General features: G+C 64.5%; 25 protein-coding genes. 18 read left to right on the forward strand and 7 right to left on the reverse strand.

All coding sequences use genetic code 11. The features are described from left to right. Positions 1 to 132: 132 nt before the first annotated feature. From hemE to K7G82_RS20640, 6 genes are all read left to right on the forward strand, one after another. A complete protein-coding gene (hemE, locus tag K7G82_RS20615; protein ID WP_222991896.1) occupies positions 133 to 1,176 on the forward strand; it encodes a uroporphyrinogen decarboxylase in 1,044 nt (347 codons plus the stop codon). Continuing rightward, positions 1,173 to 1,625, forward strand: a complete 453-nt coding sequence (locus K7G82_RS20620) for a CopD family protein (protein ID WP_222991794.1) — start codon at positions 1,173 to 1,175, stop codon at positions 1,623 to 1,625. Before hemE ends, K7G82_RS20620 begins: the two co-directional genes overlap by 4 nt. Before the next feature lie 159 nt (positions 1,626 to 1,784). After that, the gene (rho, locus tag K7G82_RS20625; RefSeq protein WP_222991795.1) at positions 1,785 to 3,041 is read left to right on the forward strand and encodes a transcription termination factor Rho; all 1,257 of its coding nucleotides are present in this window, start codon (positions 1,785 to 1,787) and stop codon (positions 3,039 to 3,041) included. A 25-nt stretch (positions 3,042 to 3,066) separates the two neighbouring features. Then, positions 3,067 to 3,783, forward strand: a complete 717-nt coding sequence (locus K7G82_RS20630) for a TerC family protein (protein WP_222991796.1) — start codon at positions 3,067 to 3,069, stop codon at positions 3,781 to 3,783. Between the two features lie 146 nt (positions 3,784 to 3,929). Continuing rightward, positions 3,930 to 4,985, forward strand: coding sequence for an AI-2E family transporter (locus K7G82_RS20635; RefSeq protein WP_246623728.1), 1,056 nt, complete (start codon positions 3,930 to 3,932; stop codon positions 4,983 to 4,985). A gap of 5 nt (positions 4,986 to 4,990) precedes the next feature. Further along, positions 4,991 to 5,401, forward strand: coding sequence for a DUF2147 domain-containing protein (locus tag K7G82_RS20640; protein ID WP_222991897.1), 411 nt, complete (start codon positions 4,991 to 4,993; stop codon positions 5,399 to 5,401). A gap of 10 nt (positions 5,402 to 5,411) precedes the next feature. Here K7G82_RS20640 and K7G82_RS20645 read toward each other — a convergent pair whose 3' ends face one another. From K7G82_RS20645 to K7G82_RS20655, 3 genes are read right to left on the reverse strand one after another with little or no spacing between them, the layout of a single operon-like run. Continuing rightward, positions 5,412 to 6,389: a quinone oxidoreductase family protein gene (locus tag K7G82_RS20645; RefSeq protein ID WP_222991798.1), complete on the reverse strand. Its 978-nt coding sequence runs from the start codon at positions 6,387 to 6,389 to the stop codon at positions 5,412 to 5,414. Next, a complete protein-coding gene (locus tag K7G82_RS20650) occupies positions 6,386 to 7,084 on the reverse strand; it encodes a dienelactone hydrolase family protein (RefSeq protein WP_222991799.1) in 699 nt (232 codons plus the stop codon). Before K7G82_RS20650 ends, K7G82_RS20645 begins: the two co-directional genes overlap by 4 nt. Continuing rightward, positions 7,072 to 7,569 carry a methylated-DNA--[protein]-cysteine S-methyltransferase gene (locus K7G82_RS20655; protein ID WP_246623729.1) on the reverse strand — a complete coding sequence of 166 codons (498 nt, stop codon included), beginning with the start codon at positions 7,567 to 7,569 and terminating at the stop codon, positions 7,072 to 7,074. Before K7G82_RS20655 ends, K7G82_RS20650 begins: the two co-directional genes overlap by 13 nt. A 51-nt stretch (positions 7,570 to 7,620) precedes the next feature. Here K7G82_RS20655 and K7G82_RS20660 point away from each other — a divergent pair, with 51 nt between their 5' ends. The 6 genes from K7G82_RS20660 to K7G82_RS20685 are packed head-to-tail and all read left to right on the forward strand — an operon-like array spanning position 7,621 to position 13,410. Further along, complete coding sequence (locus tag K7G82_RS20660; protein ID WP_222991800.1) at positions 7,621 to 7,860, forward strand: DUF6489 family protein; 240 nt, start codon at positions 7,621 to 7,623, stop codon at positions 7,858 to 7,860. A 4-nt stretch (positions 7,861 to 7,864) separates the two neighbouring features. Next, entirely contained in the window at positions 7,865 to 9,154 is a 1,290-nt protein-coding gene (gene mnmE, locus K7G82_RS20665) for a tRNA uridine-5-carboxymethylaminomethyl(34) synthesis GTPase MnmE (RefSeq protein WP_222991801.1), read from the forward strand. A 59-nt stretch (positions 9,155 to 9,213) separates the two neighbouring features. Continuing rightward, on the forward strand, positions 9,214 to 11,070 hold the full coding sequence (gene mnmG / locus K7G82_RS20670) for a tRNA uridine-5-carboxymethylaminomethyl(34) synthesis enzyme MnmG (RefSeq protein ID WP_222991802.1): 1,857 nt from the start codon (positions 9,214 to 9,216) through the stop codon (positions 11,068 to 11,070). After that, positions 11,067 to 11,702, forward strand: coding sequence for a 16S rRNA (guanine(527)-N(7))-methyltransferase RsmG (gene rsmG, locus K7G82_RS20675; RefSeq protein ID WP_222991803.1), 636 nt, complete (start codon positions 11,067 to 11,069; stop codon positions 11,700 to 11,702). Before mnmG ends, rsmG begins: the two co-directional genes overlap by 4 nt. After that, positions 11,699 to 12,481 (forward strand): ParA family protein, encoded by a 783-nt coding sequence (locus tag K7G82_RS20680; protein ID WP_222991804.1) that lies wholly within the window; start codon positions 11,699 to 11,701, stop codon positions 12,479 to 12,481. Before rsmG ends, K7G82_RS20680 begins: the two co-directional genes overlap by 4 nt. Continuing rightward, positions 12,478 to 13,410: a ParB/RepB/Spo0J family partition protein gene (locus tag K7G82_RS20685; RefSeq protein ID WP_222991805.1), complete on the forward strand. Its 933-nt coding sequence runs from the start codon at positions 12,478 to 12,480 to the stop codon at positions 13,408 to 13,410. The genes K7G82_RS20680 and K7G82_RS20685 overlap by 4 nt, the downstream gene beginning before the upstream one ends. A gap of 58 nt (positions 13,411 to 13,468) precedes the next feature. Here K7G82_RS20685 and ribA read toward each other — a convergent pair whose 3' ends face one another. The 3 genes from ribA to K7G82_RS20700 all read right to left on the reverse strand — a co-directional run bounded on the left by ribA (position 13,469) and on the right by K7G82_RS20700 (position 16,019). Further along, positions 13,469 to 14,527, reverse strand: a complete 1,059-nt coding sequence (ribA, locus tag K7G82_RS20690) for a GTP cyclohydrolase II (RefSeq protein WP_222991806.1) — start codon at positions 14,525 to 14,527, stop codon at positions 13,469 to 13,471. Next, positions 14,524 to 15,318, reverse strand: a complete 795-nt coding sequence (locus K7G82_RS20695; RefSeq protein WP_222991807.1) for an exodeoxyribonuclease III — start codon at positions 15,316 to 15,318, stop codon at positions 14,524 to 14,526. Before K7G82_RS20695 ends, ribA begins: the two co-directional genes overlap by 4 nt. A 197-nt stretch (positions 15,319 to 15,515) precedes the next feature. Further along, positions 15,516 to 16,019 carry a thiamine phosphate synthase gene (locus tag K7G82_RS20700; RefSeq protein WP_246623730.1) on the reverse strand — a complete coding sequence of 168 codons (504 nt, stop codon included), beginning with the start codon at positions 16,017 to 16,019 and terminating at the stop codon, positions 15,516 to 15,518. A 79-nt stretch (positions 16,020 to 16,098) separates the two neighbouring features. Between K7G82_RS20700 and K7G82_RS20705 the strand changes: the two genes are divergently transcribed. The 3 genes from K7G82_RS20705 to K7G82_RS20715 are packed head-to-tail and all read left to right on the forward strand — an operon-like array spanning position 16,099 to position 18,252. After that, positions 16,099 to 16,779 (forward strand): YggS family pyridoxal phosphate-dependent enzyme, encoded by a 681-nt coding sequence (locus K7G82_RS20705; RefSeq protein WP_222991808.1) that lies wholly within the window; start codon positions 16,099 to 16,101, stop codon positions 16,777 to 16,779. Continuing rightward, positions 16,776 to 17,483 (forward strand): HAD family hydrolase, encoded by a 708-nt coding sequence (locus K7G82_RS20710; RefSeq protein ID WP_222991809.1) that lies wholly within the window; start codon positions 16,776 to 16,778, stop codon positions 17,481 to 17,483. Before K7G82_RS20705 ends, K7G82_RS20710 begins: the two co-directional genes overlap by 4 nt. A gap of 19 nt (positions 17,484 to 17,502) precedes the next feature. Continuing rightward, the gene (locus K7G82_RS20715) at positions 17,503 to 18,252 is read left to right on the forward strand and encodes a sulfite exporter TauE/SafE family protein (protein WP_222991900.1); all 750 of its coding nucleotides are present in this window, start codon (positions 17,503 to 17,505) and stop codon (positions 18,250 to 18,252) included. 18 nt (positions 18,253 to 18,270) lie between these two features. Here K7G82_RS20715 and K7G82_RS20720 read toward each other — a convergent pair whose 3' ends face one another. Beyond that, positions 18,271 to 19,221 (reverse strand): isopenicillin N synthase family dioxygenase, encoded by a 951-nt coding sequence (locus K7G82_RS20720; RefSeq protein WP_222991810.1) that lies wholly within the window; start codon positions 19,219 to 19,221, stop codon positions 18,271 to 18,273. Between the two features lie 120 nt (positions 19,222 to 19,341). Between K7G82_RS20720 and K7G82_RS20725 the strand changes: the two genes are divergently transcribed. From K7G82_RS20725 to K7G82_RS20730, 3 genes are all read left to right on the forward strand, one after another. Further along, positions 19,342 to 19,560 carry a hypothetical protein gene (locus K7G82_RS20725; protein ID WP_222991811.1) on the forward strand — a complete coding sequence of 73 codons (219 nt, stop codon included), beginning with the start codon at positions 19,342 to 19,344 and terminating at the stop codon, positions 19,558 to 19,560. A gap of 183 nt (positions 19,561 to 19,743) precedes the next feature. Beyond that, a complete protein-coding gene (locus K7G82_RS30065) occupies positions 19,744 to 19,878 on the forward strand; it encodes a hypothetical protein (RefSeq protein WP_281423029.1) in 135 nt (44 codons plus the stop codon). 58 nt (positions 19,879 to 19,936) lie between these two features. After that, complete coding sequence (locus K7G82_RS20730) at positions 19,937 to 20,122, forward strand: PspC domain-containing protein (RefSeq protein ID WP_222991812.1); 186 nt, start codon at positions 19,937 to 19,939, stop codon at positions 20,120 to 20,122. Positions 20,123 to 20,126 lie beyond the last annotated feature (4 nt).

Below are 20,126 nucleotides of genomic sequence, written 5' to 3' on the forward strand. Positions count from 1 at the left end.
CGCTGAATCGGGGGCCTGCAGGAGTCAAACTGTTGGCAAAGATGCGGACAGGCGATAAGTCCCGCTCTTCCCCGCCCAACATCCTTCATCATCCTTATTTCCAAAGACTCTAGATAGAAGAAGAGAGCCGTTCTGAGCGACCGACCGACCGAAACGCGACCCTTGCTCTCCGTGCTCAAGGGTGAGCGCCGCCCGGTGCCCCCCGTCTGGCTCATGCGCCAGGCCGGGCGTTATCTGCCCGAATATCGCGCGCTTCGCGCCGACAAGGGCGGATTCCTCGAACTGGTGAACGACAGCGAGGCGGCCGCTGAAGTGACGCTGCAACCGATCCGCCGTTTCGGCTTCGACGGCGCGATCCTGTTTTCCGACATTCTGATCGTGCCCCATGCGCTGGGCCAGGATCTGCGCTTCGAAGCGGGGGAGGGACCACGGCTTTCGCCCCCATTGGTCGATCATGCGCTTGAATCGCTGAGCATGGTGCCTTCGCGGCTCGATCCCGTCTACGAAACGGTGCGCAGGGTGCGCGCCGAACTGCCGGCGGCGACGACCTTTCTCGGGTTCGCGGGTTCGCCCTGGACGGTCGCCACCTATATGGTCGCAGGCCAGGGAAGCCGCGAACAGGGCGAAACGCGGCGCTACGCCTATCGCGATCCCCAGGCATTCGACGCGATCGTCGACGCGATCTCGACGATGACGATCGATTATCTGTCCGGCCAGATCGAAGCTGGCGTGGACGCTGTGCAGCTCTTCGACAGCTGGGCGGGCAGCCTGTCGCCCGATCAGTTCGAACGCTGGGTGATCGGACCGACCGCGCGGATCGTGGACGGATTGCGCACGCGTCATCCCGACACACCGATCATCGGCTTTCCAAAAGGCGCCGGAGGCAAGCTTGCCGCCTATGCCCGCGAGACCGGGGTTAACGCGATCGGACTGGACGAGACGGTCGATCCCGAATGGGCGGCGGCGACGCTGCCCGCCGATCTGCCGGTGCAGGGCAATCTCGATCCGCTGGCGCTGATTACCGGCGGTGAAGCGCTCGAACGCGGGGCGAGGCGGGTCCTTGCGGCCTTTGCCGACCGTCCCCATATCTTCAATCTCGGCCATGGCATCCTGCCCGATGCGCCCATCGCGCATGTCGAGCAGTTGCTGGCGATCGTGAGGGGCGGGACGCGATGAGCGATATGGCCGGCTTCCTGGGCGCCGCGACGCTCTGGGTGAAGGCAGCGCATGTCATTTTCGTCATCTTCTGGATGGCGGGCATGTTCATGCTTCCGCGCTTCTTCGTCTATCATCAGGAAAGCCCGCCGGGATCGCCCGAGGACGCCCGCTGGGTGGATCGCGAGACGCGGTTGCGGCGGATCATCATCACCCCGTCGATGATCGTCGTGTGGGTGCTGGGGCTGACGCTGGCGCTCAATGCCGATGCCTTCTCGCAGGGCTGGTTCCATCTGAAATTCGCCGTGGTCTTCGCGCTGAGCGGTTACCATGGCTGGATGGTCGGCTATGCGAAGAAGCTCGCCAGGGGCGAACGCCCGCTGCCCGAGCGGACCTTGCGGCTGCTCAACGAGGTGCCCGGCATCGCCGCGGCGGTGATCGTCATCTTGGCTGTCGTCCGACCCTTCTGAATCGGCCGATCCGATCGCGGTTGACTTGCGCGAAAGCGCCGCTTAACCCTTTCGGCGAATTTCGTCCTCGGCCGTCCGTGCGCGAGCGACTTCCCTTCAAAGCCGATCCGCCAACACGGACATCCCAATCATCACCCGAATACCAATCGGACTCCATCAATGCATCTTAAAGACCTCAAGAAGAAATCCCCCGCCGAACTCGTTGAAATGGCCGAAGAACTCGGCGTCGAGGGCGCGTCCACGCTGCGCAAGCAGGACCTGCTCTTCGCCATCCTCAAGGTCGAGGCGGAAAACGGCACCCAGATCATGGGCATGGGCACGATCGAAGTGCTCCAGGACGGCTTCGGCTTCCTGCGCAGCCCCGAAGCCAATTACCTGGCCGGCCCCGACGACATCTACATCTCACCCAACCAGGTCCGCAAATTCGGTCTGCGCACCGGCGATACCGTCGAAGGCGAGATCCGCGGCCCCAAGGACGGCGAACGCTATTTCGCGCTGACCCGCCTGATCTCCGTCAATTTCGACGATCCCGAAGCGGTCCGTCACCGCGTCAATTTCGACAATCTGACGCCGCTCTATCCCGAGCAGAAGCTCAACCTCGATACGCTCGACCCGACGGTCAAGGACAAGTCGGCGCGCGTGATCGACATCGTCTCGCCGCAGGGCAAGGGCCAGCGCGCCCTGATCGTGGCGCCGCCGCGCGTCGGCAAGACCGTGCTGCTGCAGAACATCGCCAAGGCGATCACCGACAATCATCCCGAAGTCTTCCTGATCGTGCTGCTTATCGACGAGCGGCCCGAGGAAGTGACCGACATGCAGCGTTCGGTGAAGGGCGAGGTGATCTCCTCCACCTTCGACGAACCCGCGCAGCGCCACGTCCAGGTCGCCGAAATGGTGATCGAGAAGGCGAAGCGCCTCGTCGAGCACAAGAAGGACGTCGTGATCCTGCTCGATTCGATCACGCGCCTCGGCCGCGCCTACAACACCGTCGTGCCCAGCTCGGGCAAGGTGCTGACGGGCGGCGTCGATGCCAACGCGCTGCAGCGGCCGAAGCGCTTCTTCGGCGCGGCGCGCAACATCGAGGAAGGCGGTTCGCTCTCGATCATCGCCACCGCGCTGATCGATACCGGCAGCCGCATGGACGAAGTGATCTTCGAGGAATTCAAGGGCACCGGCAATTCGGAAATCGTGCTCGACCGCAAGGTGGCGGACAAGCGCATCTTCCCGGCGCTGGATGTCGGCAAGTCCGGCACCCGCAAGGAAGAGCTGCTCGTCGACAAGAGCAAGCTTTCGAAGATGTGGGTGCTGCGCCGCATCCTCATGCAGATGGGCACCATCGACGCGATGGAGTTCCTGCTCGACAAGATGAAGGATTCGAAGACCAACGAAGACTTCTTCGATTCGATGAACCAGTAATCCAGCGGCGCGTTTCGGGGGCACGATGATCGATCTTCTCGCACTTTCGGCGGCTGCGGCCGGTTCGATCGGTTCGCCGGTCGACATCTGGCATCATATCGTCGCCGATTTCTCGAATATCGGCCATCCCGCGCAGATGGCGGCGTTCGTCCAGGTGCTGATGATCGATATCGTGCTTGCGGGCGACAACGCCATCGTCGTCGGCGCGCTGGCGGCCGGATTGCCGGCCGATCAGCGCAAGCGCGTCATCATGATCGGCATCATTGCCGCGCTGGTGCTGCGCATCGCCTTCGCCCTGGTGGTAAGCTGGCTGCTCGGTATCATCGGCCTGATCTTTGCCGGTGGCGTGCTGCTGCTCTGGGTGGCTTGGAAGATGTATCGTGAGCTCCATCCGGCGGGCAGCGGCGATTCCCCGGAAATCCACGGCGACCAGTTCTCCGGCGTCCGCCCGGCCAAGAGCTTCGCCGCCGCCGCCTGGGCGGTCGCGCTCGCCGACGTGTCGATGAGCCTGGACAATGTGCTCGCGGTGGCAGGCGCCGCGCGCGAGCATCCCGGCATCCTGATCATCGGCCTGCTGCTCTCCGTGGTGCTGATGGGCATCGCCGCGAACATCATCGCCAAATATATCGAGCGTTATCGCTGGATCGCCTATGTCGGCCTGCTGGTGATCCTCTATGTCGCGGGCAAGATGATCTATGACGGCATCGTCGATCCCAGCGTGGGGCTGATCAGCCTGTTCTGAAAACGACCGGAGCCGCGCCAATCGGCGCGGTTTCCCCTGGACCCATGGCGAGGCGCGCGATTCACGGATCGCGCGCTTTGCTGTATTGAACGCCTTCCGGTCGAATCCGGCCGGCGCGTAAGGCCGGTGCGTCTGTTGGGGGGATGATGACGAAGCTCGAGGATCGGACTTTCCTGGCGCTGGTCGTCGTCATTTCGCTGGCGCTCGCCTGGGTGGTCGAACCGTTCTTCGGCGCAATCCTCTGGGGGCTGGTCGCGGCTATCCTGTTCTCGCCACTCAATCACCGGTTCGTGCGTCGATTTGGCGGGCGACGCAATATCGCGGCGCTGATGACGCTGCTCGTGATCGTGGCGATGGTGATCGTGCCGGCGATCCTGCTCGGCATCTTCCTGCTCCAGGAAATCTCCGCCATCTATGTGAAGATCCGCACCGGGCAGATCGATTTCGCGCTCTATTTCCAGGAGGTCCAGCAGATCCTGCCTGGCTGGGCGCGCAGCATGCTGCGCCGCCTGGGGCTCACCAATATCGGCGCGGTGCGCGAACTGATCGCGGCAGGGATCACCAGCAGCTTCCGTTCGCTTGCCGCTCAGGCTTTTCTGATCGGGCAGAGCGCGTTCGGATTCCTCGTCGCGCTGGGCGTGATGCTCTATCTGCTGTTCTTCCTGCTGCGTGATGGTGACGGGCTGGTCGCGCGTTTCCATGCGGCGGTACCGCTGCGGCCGGAGCAGAGCGGGGCACTTGCCGATCGTTTCGTCGCGGTGATCCGCGCGACGATCAAGGGCAGCGTGATCGTCGCGATCCTGCAAGGAACGATCGGCGGCATCGTTTTCGGCCTGCTGGGCATCCAGGGGGCGCTGATCTGGGGCGTGATGATGGGATTCCTGTCGCTGCTGCCCGCGATCGGCACCGGACTGGTCTGGGTGCCGGTCGCGATCTACCTGCTGGCGACGGGCGCGATCTGGCAGGGGATATTGCTGGTCTTCTGCGGTTTGTTCGTCATCGGCATGGTCGACAATATTCTGCGCCCGATCCTGGTCGGCCGCGATGCGCGCATGCCCGACTATATCGTGCTGATCTCGACGCTCGGCGGGCTCGAGGTGTTCGGTTTCAGCGGCTTCGTGATCGGACCCGTCATCGCGGCGCTGTTCATCGCCGCATGGGATATCCTGACCGAATCGCGGAAGGCGGAGAATGCCGCATGATCGGGATGTTCCGGCTGTCGCTGATTGCCGGCGCAATGCTGCCTGCGCTGGCGCAAGCGGCCCCTGCGGACCGTTCGCGGGGGATCTGGCGCAATCCCAGCAACAGCGTCCATATCCGCGCCCATCCCTGTGGCCAGACGATGTGCGGCACGGTGATCTGGGCGAGCGACAAGGCCAAGGCGGATGCGCGGCGGGGTGGCACCGAGGAATTGATCGGTGCGCAGCTCTTCAGCGGCTTCGTTCAGGAGAGGAACGGCGTGTGGCGCGGCAAAGTGTTCGTGCCCGATATCGGCAAGACCTTTTCAGGCACGATCACGGTGGTGAATGCGCGTACGATCAAAGGGGCGGGCTGCCTGATCGGCCGGATCGGCTGCAAGTCCCAGATCTGGACACGGATCGACGAGCCGGCCGGATAAACAGGATCGATCAGGGCAAGAGGACGGTGGCACCCACTGTCTTGCGCGATTCGAGCGCCCTGTGGGCTTCGGCGGCATCCGAAAGCGGGTAGCGCTGGCCGATCTCGATCTTCACGGCGCCCGATGCGAGCATCTGGGTGAGCCTGCTCCACCCCTGCGCCCGATCGGCGGGCAGCTCGATCCAGTCATAGACCGTCGGACGATTGAGGAAGACCGATCCTGCCCGTCCCAGAACCAGTGGCGCGACCGGAGGAACGGGACCGCTGGCATTGCCGTAGCTCACGATGATCCCGCGCTTGGCGACCGATGCGAGCGAGGCATCCCAGCTATCCTTGCCGACACCGTCGAGCACGGCATGGACACCGCGCCCGTCGGTCGCGGCGCGGACGGCCGCCGCAAGATCGTCGAATCCGCCATGGAGCGAGACATCCGCGCCCAGCCGGGTCGCGACCGCTGCCTTTTCCGGGGATCCACTATGCGCGATCACATGGGCGCCGACGGCCTTGAGCCACTGGACAAGGATCGATCCGACCCCGCCGGCAGCGGCATGGACCAGCACCGACTGGCTGGGCTCGACACGGGCGCAGCGCTCGACGAGCGACCAGGCCGTCAGCCCCTTGAGCAGTGCCGCTGCCGCGGTTTCGGAATCGAGGGTATCGGGCAGCGGAAAGCTGCGGACCGCATCGGCGACGACATGCGTGGCGTAGCTGCCGCGCTTGGCGAAATAGGCGACCCGGTCACCCGGTGTGAAATCGGTGACGTCTTCGCCCACCGCCTCGACGATGCCCGCGCCTTCCGTCCCCATCAGGATCGGGGAGGGGGCGGGGTAAAGGCCGGTGCGATAATAGATATCGATGAAATTGACGCCGACGGCCTGGTTGCGGATGCGCACCTCGCCTGGGCCGGGAGCGGGGAGATCGATATCCTCGCATATGATGGCGTCCGCCGTGCCGGGCTCGCGGACGATCAGCCTCCAGGCGTCGCTCATCCCAGCGTCTCCGCGAAGAAGGCGGCGGTACGCGCATCGGCGAGCTCGGCGCCGGCTTCGTCGCGCCGCTTGCTCATCTCCGCGGCGAAACCGTGGTCGAGGCCCTGATAGTCGTGGATCGTCACCTTGGGATGATCGTCGAGACCGTCATGTATCGCTTTCTGCGCATCGGGGCCGACGAAATGATCGGCGGTGGGAACGTGAAGCAGCACGGGATGCGCGATCGCGTGTTTCTCACCGAGCAGTCCGTCGATTCCGACGCCATAATAGCCGACCGACGCATCGATATCGGTGCGGGCCGCGGTCATGAAGGCGAGGCGGCCGCCGAGGCAATAGCCGACGCAGCCGACCTTTTTGCCGCCGCTCTTCGCACGGGCGAGGTGGATGGTCGCTTCGATATCGGCGATGCCCTGCGTCTGGTCGAACTTGCCCATCCAGCCGAGCGCTTCCTGGAACTCGGCCGGCACATCGGGATCGAGCTCGATGCCGGGCTTCATGCGCCAGAAGAGATCGGGTGCGATGGCGAGATAGCCGGCTTCCGCCCAGTCGTCGCATTTCTTGCGGATGCCGGGATTCACGCCGAAGATTTCTTGGATCACGATGATCGCACCACGCGCGTCGCCGGCCGGTTCGGCGCAATAGCCCTGGAAGCTTCTGTCCTTCTCCAACGTTTCGATCGCGATCATGCCGGCCATGGGAGTACCTTTCCTGAGTGACGGGATTCGTGGTCGAGCAACCACAATTTGGTCGTCGGGCCCCGGCCGCCCGAATAGGCGCCGAGCTTGTCCCCCGACGCGAGCACGCGGTGGCAGGGGATGATGATGGGGAAGGGGTTGCGCGCGCAGGCCTGGCCGATCGCGCGTGGGCCGGAATCGAGCAGCCGGGCAAGCGCGCCGTAGCTCAGCATGTCGCCATAGCCGATGCCGGCGATTCCGGCGCGCAATGCGTCGCCCCGCGAACTGGCCGCCGGCGCCAGCGGAAGATCGAAATCGCGCAGGCTTCCCGTGAAATAGGCGCGGATCTGCGCCTCGGTTTCACGAAGGACGGGCGTGGAGCCGGGACGCTCCCGATCGCTGCTGTCGGGTTCGATCGCGGTGTGTGTGAGGGTATCGCCATCGGTCACCAATCTGATCATGCCGATGGGCGTTGCGATCAGGGCATGGTCGGGCGCATAAGTCATTGACCAGAGCCTAGCAGCGCCGCTTGGGACTGCTCAAGGGGAGACGCACTCATGAAGATCAATGTCGAGGTCGATTGCACGCCGGAGGAGGCGAGGCGCTTCATGGGTTTGCCGGACTTCACGCCCGTCCATGAGAAATATGTGTCCAACATTCTGGAGTCGATGGACAAGGGCGTCAGCCCGGAGATGATGGAAACACTAATGCGGAGCTGGATGCCGATGGGCGAGGCGAGCATGAACATCTGGCGCAAGATGTTCGACCAGGTCGGGGGCGGTTCGTCCTCGTCCTGATCCGATGACCACCATCTACGCGCTTTCGAGCGGCGCGCCGCCGGCCGCGCTCGCTGTCGTCCGCATCAGCGGCATGAGTGCGGGCCCGGCCTTGCGCGCCCTGGCGGGTCGTCTGCCGGTGCCACGCCGAGCCGGACTGGTGACGCTGCGCGATCCGGCGGATGGAGAGGCGCTCGATCAGGCCTTGGTGCTGTGGTTTCCGGGACCGGCGAGCGCGACCGGCGAGGATCTTGCCGAACTTCATCTTCACGGCGGCAGGGCGGTGGTGGCGCGCGTGCTGTCGGCACTGGCCGGGATCGACGGGCTGCTGCCTGCCGGGCCTGGTGACTTCACGCGGCGAGCGTTTGAGAACGGACGGATCGATCTCGCGGAGGCGGAGGGCCTATCCGATCTGTTGTTCGCGGAGACCGAGCTGCAGCGCCGAAGCGCGCTCGCGGTGGCGGGCGGTGCGCTGAGTGCGCAGGTGAGCCAGTGGCAGGATCGATTGTTGATGATCTCCGCACAAGTGGAGGCGTTGCTTGATTTTTCGGATGAGGACGATGTGACGGGGCCGGAAGAGGGACGGCTTCAGAATGATGCGGTGGCGTTGTCCCGTGAAATCGACGACTGGCTCATGCGACCCAGTGGCGAACGTTTGCGTGACGGCGTTCGGGTAGCGCTGGCGGGACCGCCCAATGCCGGAAAGTCGACCTTGCTCAATGCCTTGGCAGGGCGGGAGGCGGCGATCGTCTCGCCGCGTGCGGGAACGACGCGCGATGTGATCGAAGTGCCGCTGGCCTTGGCGGGGCGACCGTTCGTGCTGATCGACATGGCGGGCCTTCACGAGGGCACGGGCGACGAGATCGAAGCGGTTGGGATCGAACGCGCCAGGCAGGTGGTGGCGGAGAGCGATATCATTCTTTGGCTCGGCGACGAGGCGACGGACCCGGCATTCGATTCTGCGCGGACCATCCGGGTTCATGCGCGCGCGGATCTGCCGGGACGGGAGATTGGGGTGGACGATGCCGTTGCGGTTTCGGCGATGGAAGGCTCGGGCCTTTCGACATTGGTTGATGCGTTGATCGCGCGGGCTGATGCGATGCTGCCGCGGCCGGGAGAAATTGCGCTCAACCAGCGGCAGCGTGATCTGTTGCGCGAATGTCGCTCGGCACTGGGTAGCGCATTCTCCACCGATCTTCTTCTGCTGGCGGAATCGCTTCGCTTGGCACGAATGGCGCTCGATCGGTTGACGGGACGGGCGGGGACCGAACAGATGCTTGATGCGTTGTTCGGTCGATTCTGCATCGGCAAGTGAGGCTGTTCCACGTGGAACATTTTGACTTGGGACCGGCCATACCCTAGCGCTTGCGGGTCATGGCGCGCAGTTTCGACATCATCGTTATAGGCGGCGGACATGCCGGCTGCGAAGCTGCGGCGGCAGCGGCGCGCACAGGTGCGCGCACCGCACTGCTGAGTTTTTCGCGAGACACCATCGGCGCGATGTCGTGCAATCCGGCGATTGGCGGATTGGGCAAGGGACATCTGGTCCGGGAGGTCGACGCCTTTGATGGCTTGATGGCGCGCGCGGCGGATCATGCCGCGATCCACTATCGCATGCTCAACGCGAGCAAGGGCACGGCGGTGCAGGGCCCACGGATCCAGGCGGATCGGCGGCGCTACAAGCACGCGGTCCACACATTGCTCGCCGATCAGGCCGATCTTGAGATCGTGGAGGGCGAGGCCGCTGCGCTGGTGTTCGATGGTTTGTCGCGGCAGGTCATCGGGCTCGAACTCGGCGATGGTGAGATATTGCGTGCCGGTGCAATCGTCCTGGCGACAGGCACCTTCCTCAATGGCCGGATGTTTTGTGGTCCCGAAATCACCACTGGCGGTCGGGTAGGGGAAGCGTCGGCGCAGCGGCTGGGCGATCAGCTTCGCGCGCTCGGCTTGCCGATCGCGCGATTGAAGACGGGTACGCCACCCCGGATCGACGGGCGCACCATCGATTGGGCGGTGCTGGAGGAGCAGCCATCGGACGACGGCGACTGGACGATGTCCGCATTGGGAACACGCCGGCCGGCGCCGCAGCTTTTCTGTGCGATTACCCGGACGAACGCTGAAACGCATGCGATCATCCGTGGAGGACTGGATCGTTCACCGCTCTATACAGGAGCGATCGATGCGCTTGGGCCGCGCTATTGCCCTTCGATCGAGGACAAGGTGGTCCGCTTCGGCGACCGCGATGGCCATCAGATCTTTCTCGAACCCGAAGGGCTCGACGATCCTCTCGTTTATCCGAATGGAATCTCGACGTCGCTCCCGGTCGATGTCCAGCATGAGATGATCCGCAGCATGGTTGGTCTGGAGCATGCCGAGATCGCCCGGCAGGGTTATGCCGTGGAGTATGATCATATCGATCCGCGCGCACTGGAGGCGACACTGGCGGTGCGCGGGGTTCCCGGGCTTTACTGCGCGGGCCAGATCAACGGCACCACGGGGTATGAGGAAGCGGCGGCGCAGGGGCTTGTCGCCGGGTTGAATGCGGCGGCGTTTGTCGGCAACAGGCCCGCGCTGACGCTCGATCGGGCGACGAGCTATATCGGCGTGATGATTGACGATCTCGTGCTGCAAGGCGTGACCGAACCCTATCGGATGCTGACCGCTCGTGCGGAATATCGCCTGCGACTTCGCGCGGACAATGCGCCGACCCGATTGACGCCGGTCGCGATGGCAGCCGGCTGCATCGGTACGGACCGGCGCGGATGGTTCGAAAAGCGCGAGCGGGAGCGTGCGAAAGTTGTGGACGCTCTTGGCGAAGTCGTCTCAGGCAACTTGCTTGCCGAAGCCGGGATCGAGATCGCCGCGGATGGGGCGCGCCGCCCGCTGATCGAATGGCTCCGTTTTCCGCAGATCGGCGCGGACGAGGTCTCGCGGATCTCACCGGCATTTCGGGGTGTCGACCAGGCCCTGGTCGATGAGATCGTGGAGGATGCGCGCTATGCACCCTATCTCGCGCGTCAGGATGCGGAGATTCGTGCGCTGCGCGCCAATGAAGATATCCGGATTGATCCCGCCTTCGACTATCGTGCGATCGCGGGCCTGTCGAACGAGATGACTGAACGGCTTGAGGCCGCGCGCCCCGCAACGCTCGCGGCCGCATCACGCATCCGCGGCATTACGCCGGCAGCGCTTTCGGCGATCCTCGTTCAGGCGAAACGCCAGGCCGCATGACCGAGGATGAAGCGCGTCAGTGGTTAACATCGAGGCTCGGTGTTCCACGTGAAACAATGGCGGTGTTGGAGCGCTATGTGGCGCTGCTGCTCGATGAGGCGACGCGCCAGAATCTGATCGCGGACTCGACGCGCGATCGTGTCTGGGCGCGGCATATCGTCGATTCTGCGCAGCTGCTGCCGTTGGCGGAAGAGGCGGGCGCAGGTCCCTGGATCGATCTGGGATCGGGCCCGGGGCTTCCGGGGCTTGTGATCGCGGCGCTTTCGGAACGGCCGATGATCCTGGTCGAATCCCGGCGCAAGCGCGTCGATTTCCTTGAGCACGCGGCGGAGGCAATGGGGCTCACATCGCGTGTTGCTGTGGAGGGGCGTCGCGTGGAGGTTTTGCCCGATGGCCTCTCGGCGGGAGTGATCAGCGCGCGCGCCTTTGCCCCGCTCGATCGTCTTTTCATGGTGGCTCATCGCTTTTCCCGTTCCGGGACCGTCTGGTTGCTGCCAAAAGGACGAAGCGCGCAGTCCGAACTGGAAGTCGTGCGCGGGACATGGCAAGGTATGTTCCACGTGAAACAGAGCGTCACCGATCCGGATTCAGCGATCATCGTGGCGCGCAACGTGCGGCGGGGAAATCGATGATCCGGATTGCGGTTGCCAACCAGAAGGGCGGGGTCGGCAAGACCACCTCGGCGATCAATCTCGCCACCGCGCTCGCAGCGACTGGGTGGCGTGTGCTGCTGATCGACCTCGATCCGCAGGGCAATGCCTCGACGGGCCTCGGCGTTCATCAGTCGCAGCGCGTCAATTCATCCTATGAATTGTTGACGGGCGATTGCACGCTCGACGACGCGGTCATCCACACCAAGGTGCCAAAGCTTGATATCATCGCCTCCACCGTCGATCTGTCTGGCGCCGAGATCGAATTGGTGGACTATGAAGAGCGTACCGATCGCCTGAAACAGGCGCTCGATGGCGCCACGCCGGGCCGCTGGGATATCTGCCTGATCGATTGTCCGCCGTCGCTGGGTCTGCTCACCATCAACGCCATGGTCGCCGCGCGATCGCTGATCGTTCCGCTTCAATGTGAATTCTTCGCGCTCGAAGGGCTCAGCCAGTTGCTGAGCACCGTCGAACGGATCCGCGCGCGCTTCAATCCCGATCTTTCGATTCTGGGTGTCGCGCTGACCATGTATGACCGCCGCAACAAGCTGACCGAGCAGGTGGCGCAGGATGTGCGCGCCTGCCTGGGCAAGGTGGTCTTCGAAACCGTGATTCCGCGCAATGTGCGCCTGTCCGAAGCACCCAGTCATGGCATGCCGGCGCTGATCTATGACATGCGTTGCGCGGGTTCGGAAGCCTATATCGCGCTCGCGCGCGAACTGATCGGACGGCTGCCGCGCGCGGCGAAGGCCGCATGAGCGAGGATCAGACGGAGAATAGCGCCGCCGCCGTTTCGCCGAAGCGTCGCCCGAGCGGCCTCGGCCGTGGATTGAGCGCGCTGCTCGGTGAAGTCGCGCGTGAGGAGCCCGTCACCGCATCGCCGAGCAGCGGACCGCGTGCAGGCATCCAGATGGTCGCGGTGTCCGACCTTGCGCCGCATCCCGAACAGCCGCGTCGTCACTTCGATGATGCCGCGCTCGACGAACTTGCCGGATCGATCGCCAAGCGCGGCGTGATCCAACCCATTGTCGTGCGTCCCAATGGCGCGGGATATCAGATCGTCGCGGGCGAACGCCGCTGGCGCGCCGCGCAGCGCGCGCATATCCATCAAGTACCGGTAATCGTTCGGGATTTCGATGATTCCGAGGCGCTTGAAATCGCGCTGATCGAGAATATCCAGCGCGAGGATCTCAACGCGATCGAAGAGGCGGAGGCGTATCGGAAGCTCGCCACCGAATTCGGCCATAGTCAGGAAGCGCTGGGCAAGCTGGTCAGCAAGTCGCGCAGCCATATCGCCAATCTGCTGCGCCTTCTCGACCTGCCGGCACGTGTGCGTGATTGGGTTGCCGATGGGCAGTTGCAGATGGGCCATGCCCGCGCGCTGATTACCGCACCCGATGCCGAAAGCCTGGCCGAGCAGGTGATCCGGCGCGGATTGTCGGTGCGCGAGACCGAGGGGTTGGCGCGCCAGGCAAAGCCGGGCGGCGGCGGTGTCCGCAATCAGTCGTCAAGCGGGCAAAAGGGCGGAGACGCCGATATCGAGGCGCTTGAGCACCAGCTCGGAGACCTGCTCGGTCTGAAGGTGCGCATCCAGCACCAGCTCAAGAGCGGAACGGTGACGCTCGCCTATCATTCGCTCGATCAGCTCGACATGATTTGCCAGCGGCTGAGCGGCGAGAAGATTTGACGTTTCAAGCACATGGCCGCTGAATCCCGAGGTTCGGCGGTCTTCTCTCAAGCCTGATTCAAAGTTGATGTCCGGTGCGATCGCGCTTGGTGTCGAGATATTTGGCATTATGCGGATTGGACGGCAGCTTGTGCGGCACGCGTTCCACGACGTCGATGCCATGGGCCGAGAGCTGGGCGACTTTTTCGGGATTGTTGGTGAGCAGCCGGATCCGCGTCTGCCCGATCAGCGCGAGCATCCGCGCCGCCACGCCGAAATCGCGCGCGTCGATCGCGAATCCCAGGCGAAGATTGGCGTCGACCGTGTCATGGCCCTGGTCCTGCAGGCTGTAGGCACGCAGCTTGTTGATAAGGCCGATTCCCCGCCCTTCCTGCCGCAGATAGAGCAGGATACCCCAATGTGATGCGATCGCATGGAGCGCGGCATGAAGCTGTGGTCCGCAATCGCATTTGAGCGATCCCAGCACATCGCCGGTCAGGCATTCGCTGTGCAGGCGCACCAGTGGCGGCTGGCCATCGGGTTCGCCCAGGATCAGCGCGACATGCTCGGTACCATCGTCGCGACTGCGAAACGCGACGATCTCCGCATTCTCCGATGCTTCCACTGGCAGGCGCGCGCGCGCCGCGATCATCAATGCGTTCGAATCGTCATATGCGGCGATATCGGCGGGGGTGATCCTCACCTCGGGCGTGCCGGTGCCGGCGATGAAGAAAGCGGGCAGCAGCCCCGCGAGCCGCGCCAGTTCCAGCGCCGCCGATGCCGCATCGCCTGCCGTGACGGGAACCGCGCGATAGGGGCCCTTGAGCGGCGTCGCGAGATCGAAGGCGGGGTCGGCGAGCGCGACCGCGCCGGCCAGGTCGATCCATGGCACCCGTGCCACCTGCACCGGCCGCCCAGGATCCGCCGCATCGCGCTGATTGGCGAGCTTGAGCGTGGTCGCGCGCGTCGAGGAGATCAGGATATCGGCGGTCTCACCCGGATCGAATTCCGCCAGCCGCGCCGCATCGGCGGTTTCGATCGCCAGCAGATGCACGATTCCGTCCGCGCCGGCGATGGCGATCGGCCAGCCGCGCTTGAGCGCATCGATGGCGCGAGCCGCGGCGCGGGGATCGTTCAAAGGCGGAACTCCGTGACGATCGGGATATGATCGGACGGCTTGAGCCAGCTCCGGCAGGATTCATGGACTGTGTGGCCGACCGCCAGCGCCGCGACGTCCTTGGACGCCCACATATGATCGAGCCGGCGGCCGCGATCGGAGGCCGCCCAATCCTTCGCGCGATAGCTCCACCAGGTGTAGAGTCGCTCGGGCGGCGGCACGAAATGCCGGCCGAGATCCACCCAGTCATTGGCCGCCTGCAGCCGGCCGAGCGTCTCGACCTCGATCGGGGTGTGGCTGACCACGTCGAGGAGTTGCTTGTGGCTCCAGACGTCGCTTTCGAGCGGAGCGACGTTGAAATCGCCGACCAGCAATGTCGGCACAGACAGCGTTTCGGACCAGGCGATCATCCGTTCGAGGAAATCGAGCTTCTGGCCGAATTTCGGATTGAGCGTGCGATCGGGAATGTCGCCGCCGGCGGGCACATAGACATTCTCCAGCCGCATGCCGTTTTCCAGCCGGACGCCGACATGGCGGGCCTCGCCATTGGCCTGCCAGTCGAGACGATTGTCCTCGACCATCGGTATGCGGCTCAGGATCGCGACGCCGTGGTGCATGCGCTGGCCGTTGAGCATCTGGTAGGAATAGCCCAGCCGGCGGAACGCATCGGCGGGGAAGGTCTCGTCGACGGTCTTGGTTTCCTGAAGGCACAGTACGTCCGGCGCCTCTTCCTTCAGGAAGCGCTCGACGATCTCGATCCGGAAGCGGACCGAATTGATGTTCCAGGATGCGATCTTGAGAGTGTCTGCCATGTCGTCGGCATTAGAGCGATTTGGAGTTCGATGGAATCATCGAACGACTCGAAAATCGCGGCAAGCCAACCAGCGATTTGGAGTTTGATGGAATCATCGAACGACTCGAGCCGCAGGCCAGCGAAGCTAAAATCGCGGCGAACCGACCAGCGATTTGGTGTTCGATGGAATCATCGAACGACTGGCGAATCGCCGGATCATCGGGGCGTCAATCCGTCGATCGCGGCCCAGCCATATGCGCCGGATTTCATCACCCGTTCGGCGCGTCGCGCGTTCATGCCGCCTAGCGCGATGACGGGCTTGCCGCTCTGCGCAAGGAGCGGCCGGAAACCGGCCATCCCCAGTCCTTTGACGCCGGGGTGCGACCGCGTCGCAAAGACGGGTGAGACGAAGATCAGATCGGCATGGCGGGCGCGGCGAAGCTCGGCTCCGTCGTGCACCGGTGCACTCAGGATCATCGTGCCCGCCTTGATGCGCGAGAACCTGCCATGTGCGCCGTCGGCGCCCCAGATGCGGGCCTGCGAAGGCGGGCCGGCAAGCAGCAGCATCAGGCCGCGCCGGCGTGCGACGTGTCTCACCTGTTCGAACACGGCACGCCGGGCGGTGGGATCGAGGCTGTAATGCCGGAAGACGATGCCGCCATCACGCGGCATCGTTTCGAGCGCATCCCACAGCGCGTCACCCTGGCGTTCGTCGGTCATCAGCCAGATACGCGGCAGCGCGCGGGAAGTTCGGGATCGGGGGTGGCGGCGGGGCATCGCGCTTTCTATAGCAGCGGCCATGACGATCCACGAAAGAGCTGATGATGCGGCCGTCCGTCTTGCCGCGGTTCGCGCCGCCATGGCGAAGGCGGCGGCGCTTGCCCGACGCCCGGCCGAAGCCGTCACGCTGATCGCGGTCTCGAAGACGCATGGCGCTGAAGCCATCCGTCCGCTGATCGATGCCGGCCAGCGCGTGTTCGGCGAGAATCGCGTGCAGGAAGCCGAAGCCAAATGGCCTGCGCTTCGCGAAGAGAATGCCGATCTGGCGCTACACCTGATCGGGCAGCTCCAGTCGAACAAGGCTGACGCCGCCGTCGCGCTGTTCGATGCGATTCATTCGGTCGATCGCAACTCGCTGGTCGCGGCGCTTGCGCGGGCCATGGACAAGCAGGGGCGGCGGCCCGATTGTTTCGTCCAGGTCAATATCGGCGCGGAGGACCAGAAGGGCGGCTGCGCCCTCGGTGATCTGCCGGCGTTGCTCGTGGAAGCGCGCGCAGTGGACCTGCCGGTGCGCGGGCTGATGTGTGTGCCCCCGGCCGATGTCGAGCCGGCGCCCTATTTCGCGTTGCTGGCGAAGATCGCGCGCGACAATGGCCTGAGCGCGCTCAGCATGGGCATGTCGGGCGATTACGAGACCGCGATCATGATCGGCGCCACCCATGTTCGGGTCGGCACCGCGCTGTTCGGCGGTCGCGGGTGACGATCGAGGCGATCATCTTCGATTTCGACGGCGTGCTGCTCGAAAGCGAATATGCAGGCAACCGCCACTTGGCCGAGACGCTGACCGGATTGGGCCATCCGACGAGCGTCGAGGATTCGATGGCCAATTTCATGGGACTGGCGGGCAGCGATTTCCTGGACGCGATCTCGGCCTGGATCGGCGGGCCGGTGCCGCCGGCCTTTCATGCGATTCGGGACGAGGAAGACGATCGCATGATCCGCGAAGGGATCGCTCCGGTCGCCGGTGCTGTCGACTTCGTGCGTGGCCTGTCGCCGGCGCTGCCGCGCGCCATCGCCTCGTCGAGCTCGACGCGCTGGATCGCGGCGCATCTCGATCATCTCGGCATCGGCGACGCGTTCGATGGCAGGATCTTCAGCGGGCGCGAGCATGTCGCGCGCGGCAAGCCGGCGCCGGATCTGTATCTGCACGCCGCGCAGGCGATCGGCGCGGATATCCGCAATACGCTCATCATCGAGGATTCGCCGGTCGGCGTGACCGGGGCGCTCGCCTCGGGCGCACATGTTGTCGGGCTGTGCGTGGGGCAGCATTGCGCACCCGATCATGATGCCCGGCTGCGCGCACTGGGCGTCGAGATCGTCGTGAAAAGCTTCGACGAGATTGCGCTGTTCCTGGCCGGTCTCGCGACCCATTCCATGCCCGTGCCGGGTTACGCATCCAGATGACGTCATGGCGGCACGGTCGATGCTGACCGATCCCGCTTTCTACGCGCTGGCCATTCCCGCCGTTGTCCTGCTCGGGTTGAGCAAGGGCGGTTTTGCGGGGCTCGGCGCGATCTCTCTGCCGATGCTCGCAATGGCGATCTCGCCGATCCAGGCGGCCGCGATCCTGCTGCCGATCCTGATCGCGCAGGATGTGGTCGGCGTTTGGTCGTTCCGCCGCGAATGGAACGCGCGGGTGATCGCGGAACTGCTGCCGGGTACGGTGGTCGGCATCGGGCTGGGCTGGTTGCTTGCCGCATGGGTGTCGGTCGATGCGGTAATGGCGGCGCTGGGGGCGATCACGATCCTCTTCGCGGTTCAGCGTATCTGGGTGGAACGGCGCGGGGCGATCGCGGCCGCGGCGAATGCGCCGGCCTGGCTGGGCTCGATCTTCGGACTGGCCTGCGGCTTCACAAGCCAGATCGCGCATGCGGGCGTGCCGCCGTTCCAGATGTGGGTGATCCCCAAGCGCCTCGACCATCTGACGCTCGCGGGAACCACCGCGGTCTTCTTCGCCACGGTCAACTGGATCAAGGTGCCGGTCTATTGGGCGCTGGGCCAGTTTACCCGGGAGACGCTGGCCACCGCCGCGATTCTGATGCCCATCGCGATCCTGTCGACGATCGCCGGCGTGTGGCTGGTCCGCCGGGTGTCGCCCGAGCGCTTCTATCATGCGCTCTATGCGTTGATGATCCTTGTCGGGCTGAAGCTGCTCTGGGACGGCCTGACCTGAATCCGGGTGGGCCGGCCCCTATTTCAGCAGGCCGATCTCGCGCAGCCGCTGGAACAGATATTCGTCGGCGGTGATCGGATCGGGATAGCGATCCGGATTCTCCGCGCTGACGCAGCCCGGCAGCGTCCTGATCTCGAAATCGGAACGCAGGTGCAGGAAGAACGGCATGGAATAGCGCGCCACGCCGCGCCGCTCCGGCGGCGGATTGACGACGCGATGCGTGGTCGATGGCAGGACATGATTGGTCAGCCGCTGCAGCATGTCTCCCACATTGACCACCAGCGCACCTTCGGGCGGCTTGATCGGTAGCCAATGCCCGTCGCGGTCGAGCAGTTGCAGGCCCGATTCCTCGGCGCCCAGCAGCAGCGTGATGAGATTGATGTCCTCATGCGCGCCCGCGCGCACGCCCGGCGCTTCGGGTGAGACCGGGGGATAGTGCAGCAGTCGCAGGACGCTGTTGCCGTTATGGACGGGATCGACGAACCAGTCGGGCGCCAGGCCCAGATGCCGGGCGATCGCCGACAGCAGCCGCGCGCCGACCCGGTCGAACTCGGCATAGAGCGCCGAAAAGGTCTCGTGGAACCCTTCCGGACGATCGGGCCAGAGATTATCGGGCATGGTCGCGCGATAGGGATGCCCCGCCGGCAGGTCGCGACCGACATGCCAGAATTCCTTCAGGTCGTGCTCGCTCGCATCCTTGGCGATCTCGGTCCCGAAGGCGGTGTAGCCGCGCGCGCCGGCCTTTCCGGCCAGGTGATACTGCATCTTATAGTCGGTCGGTTCTTCGAAAAACGCCTTGGTGAGCGCCCAGGCGTGATCGATCAGTCCCTGATCGATGCCGTGATCGGCGATCACCGCGAAACCATAGCGCTCGAACGATGCACCGAAATCGCGCGCGAAAGCGTCGGGATCGCGCGCCTCGTCGGCAAGCGATAGCGCGGGGACGGATGGGGAGGGGGTATCGAGCATGATGAAATCCTTTGTGCGCCAATCTAGCGGCTTGTGGCGCGGGCGAACAGGGGCTGTGACCTGCGCCACAGCGGGCCGCGTCCGCAACGGGCAAATCATCGCGCGAAGGGGAGAGTCGCGATGCAACCGATCTTCTACGTGATGGCGATACTGGGCTGCGGCGATGCCGGCACCGGCTGCGAGACTGTTCGGACGGCGCCCACGCTCTATGCGAGCCCGATGGCCTGCCGGGCCGCCGCCAGCGACGTATTGCTCGCGAACGCCGATCTCGACTATCCCATGCTGCGTATCGTCTGCCGCAAGGCGGCGCGGCAAGCAGTTCTGCGCAGCGCGAGCTAGAATTTCGCCATATAGTGGCGAATTTTCCCATATATTGGATTGACGTCGGGGGGCGTCTGCGCGCTGAAAAGGAAAAAATCGTCGGGAATCCGGGATTCCTGGAAATTGGCACGGTCCCTGCAATCTGATTGGCATCTCCGCCCGATGGTCGGGTGGAGCGGTTCAAATTCAGGGAGTGATCAAATGTCCATCGACCTTTCCAACGTTCAGCGCGCGGCGGTTTCGCTGGTCGGCGCCCTTTTCCTCGCGACCGTTTTCGTCGGCACCGCCGTTGCGCCGTCCGAAGCCCAGGCCGCAGTCGTCGCGCCGGTCCGTTGAGGACCGGCATCCGACCCTCTCTATTCACCGCATCAGCATCTCACAGGAAACCGCAGACATGACCGCCCGTTTCGCTCTCGACAAGACCAACGCCAAGGTGATGGGCGTCTGCGCCGGCTTTGCGCGCTGGACGGGCATCGACCCCACGATCGTCCGTATCGCGGCCGTCGCGCTCACGCTGCTCGGCGTCGGATCGACGATCATCCTTTATCTGCTGGTCGGCCTGATCGCACCCGCCGCCTGAGGTT

The sequence above is a fragment of the Sphingomonas colocasiae genome, from assembly GCF_019880585.1.
In the GTDB taxonomy this organism is placed as follows: domain Bacteria; phylum Pseudomonadota; class Alphaproteobacteria; order Sphingomonadales; family Sphingomonadaceae; genus Sphingobium_A; species Sphingobium_A colocasiae.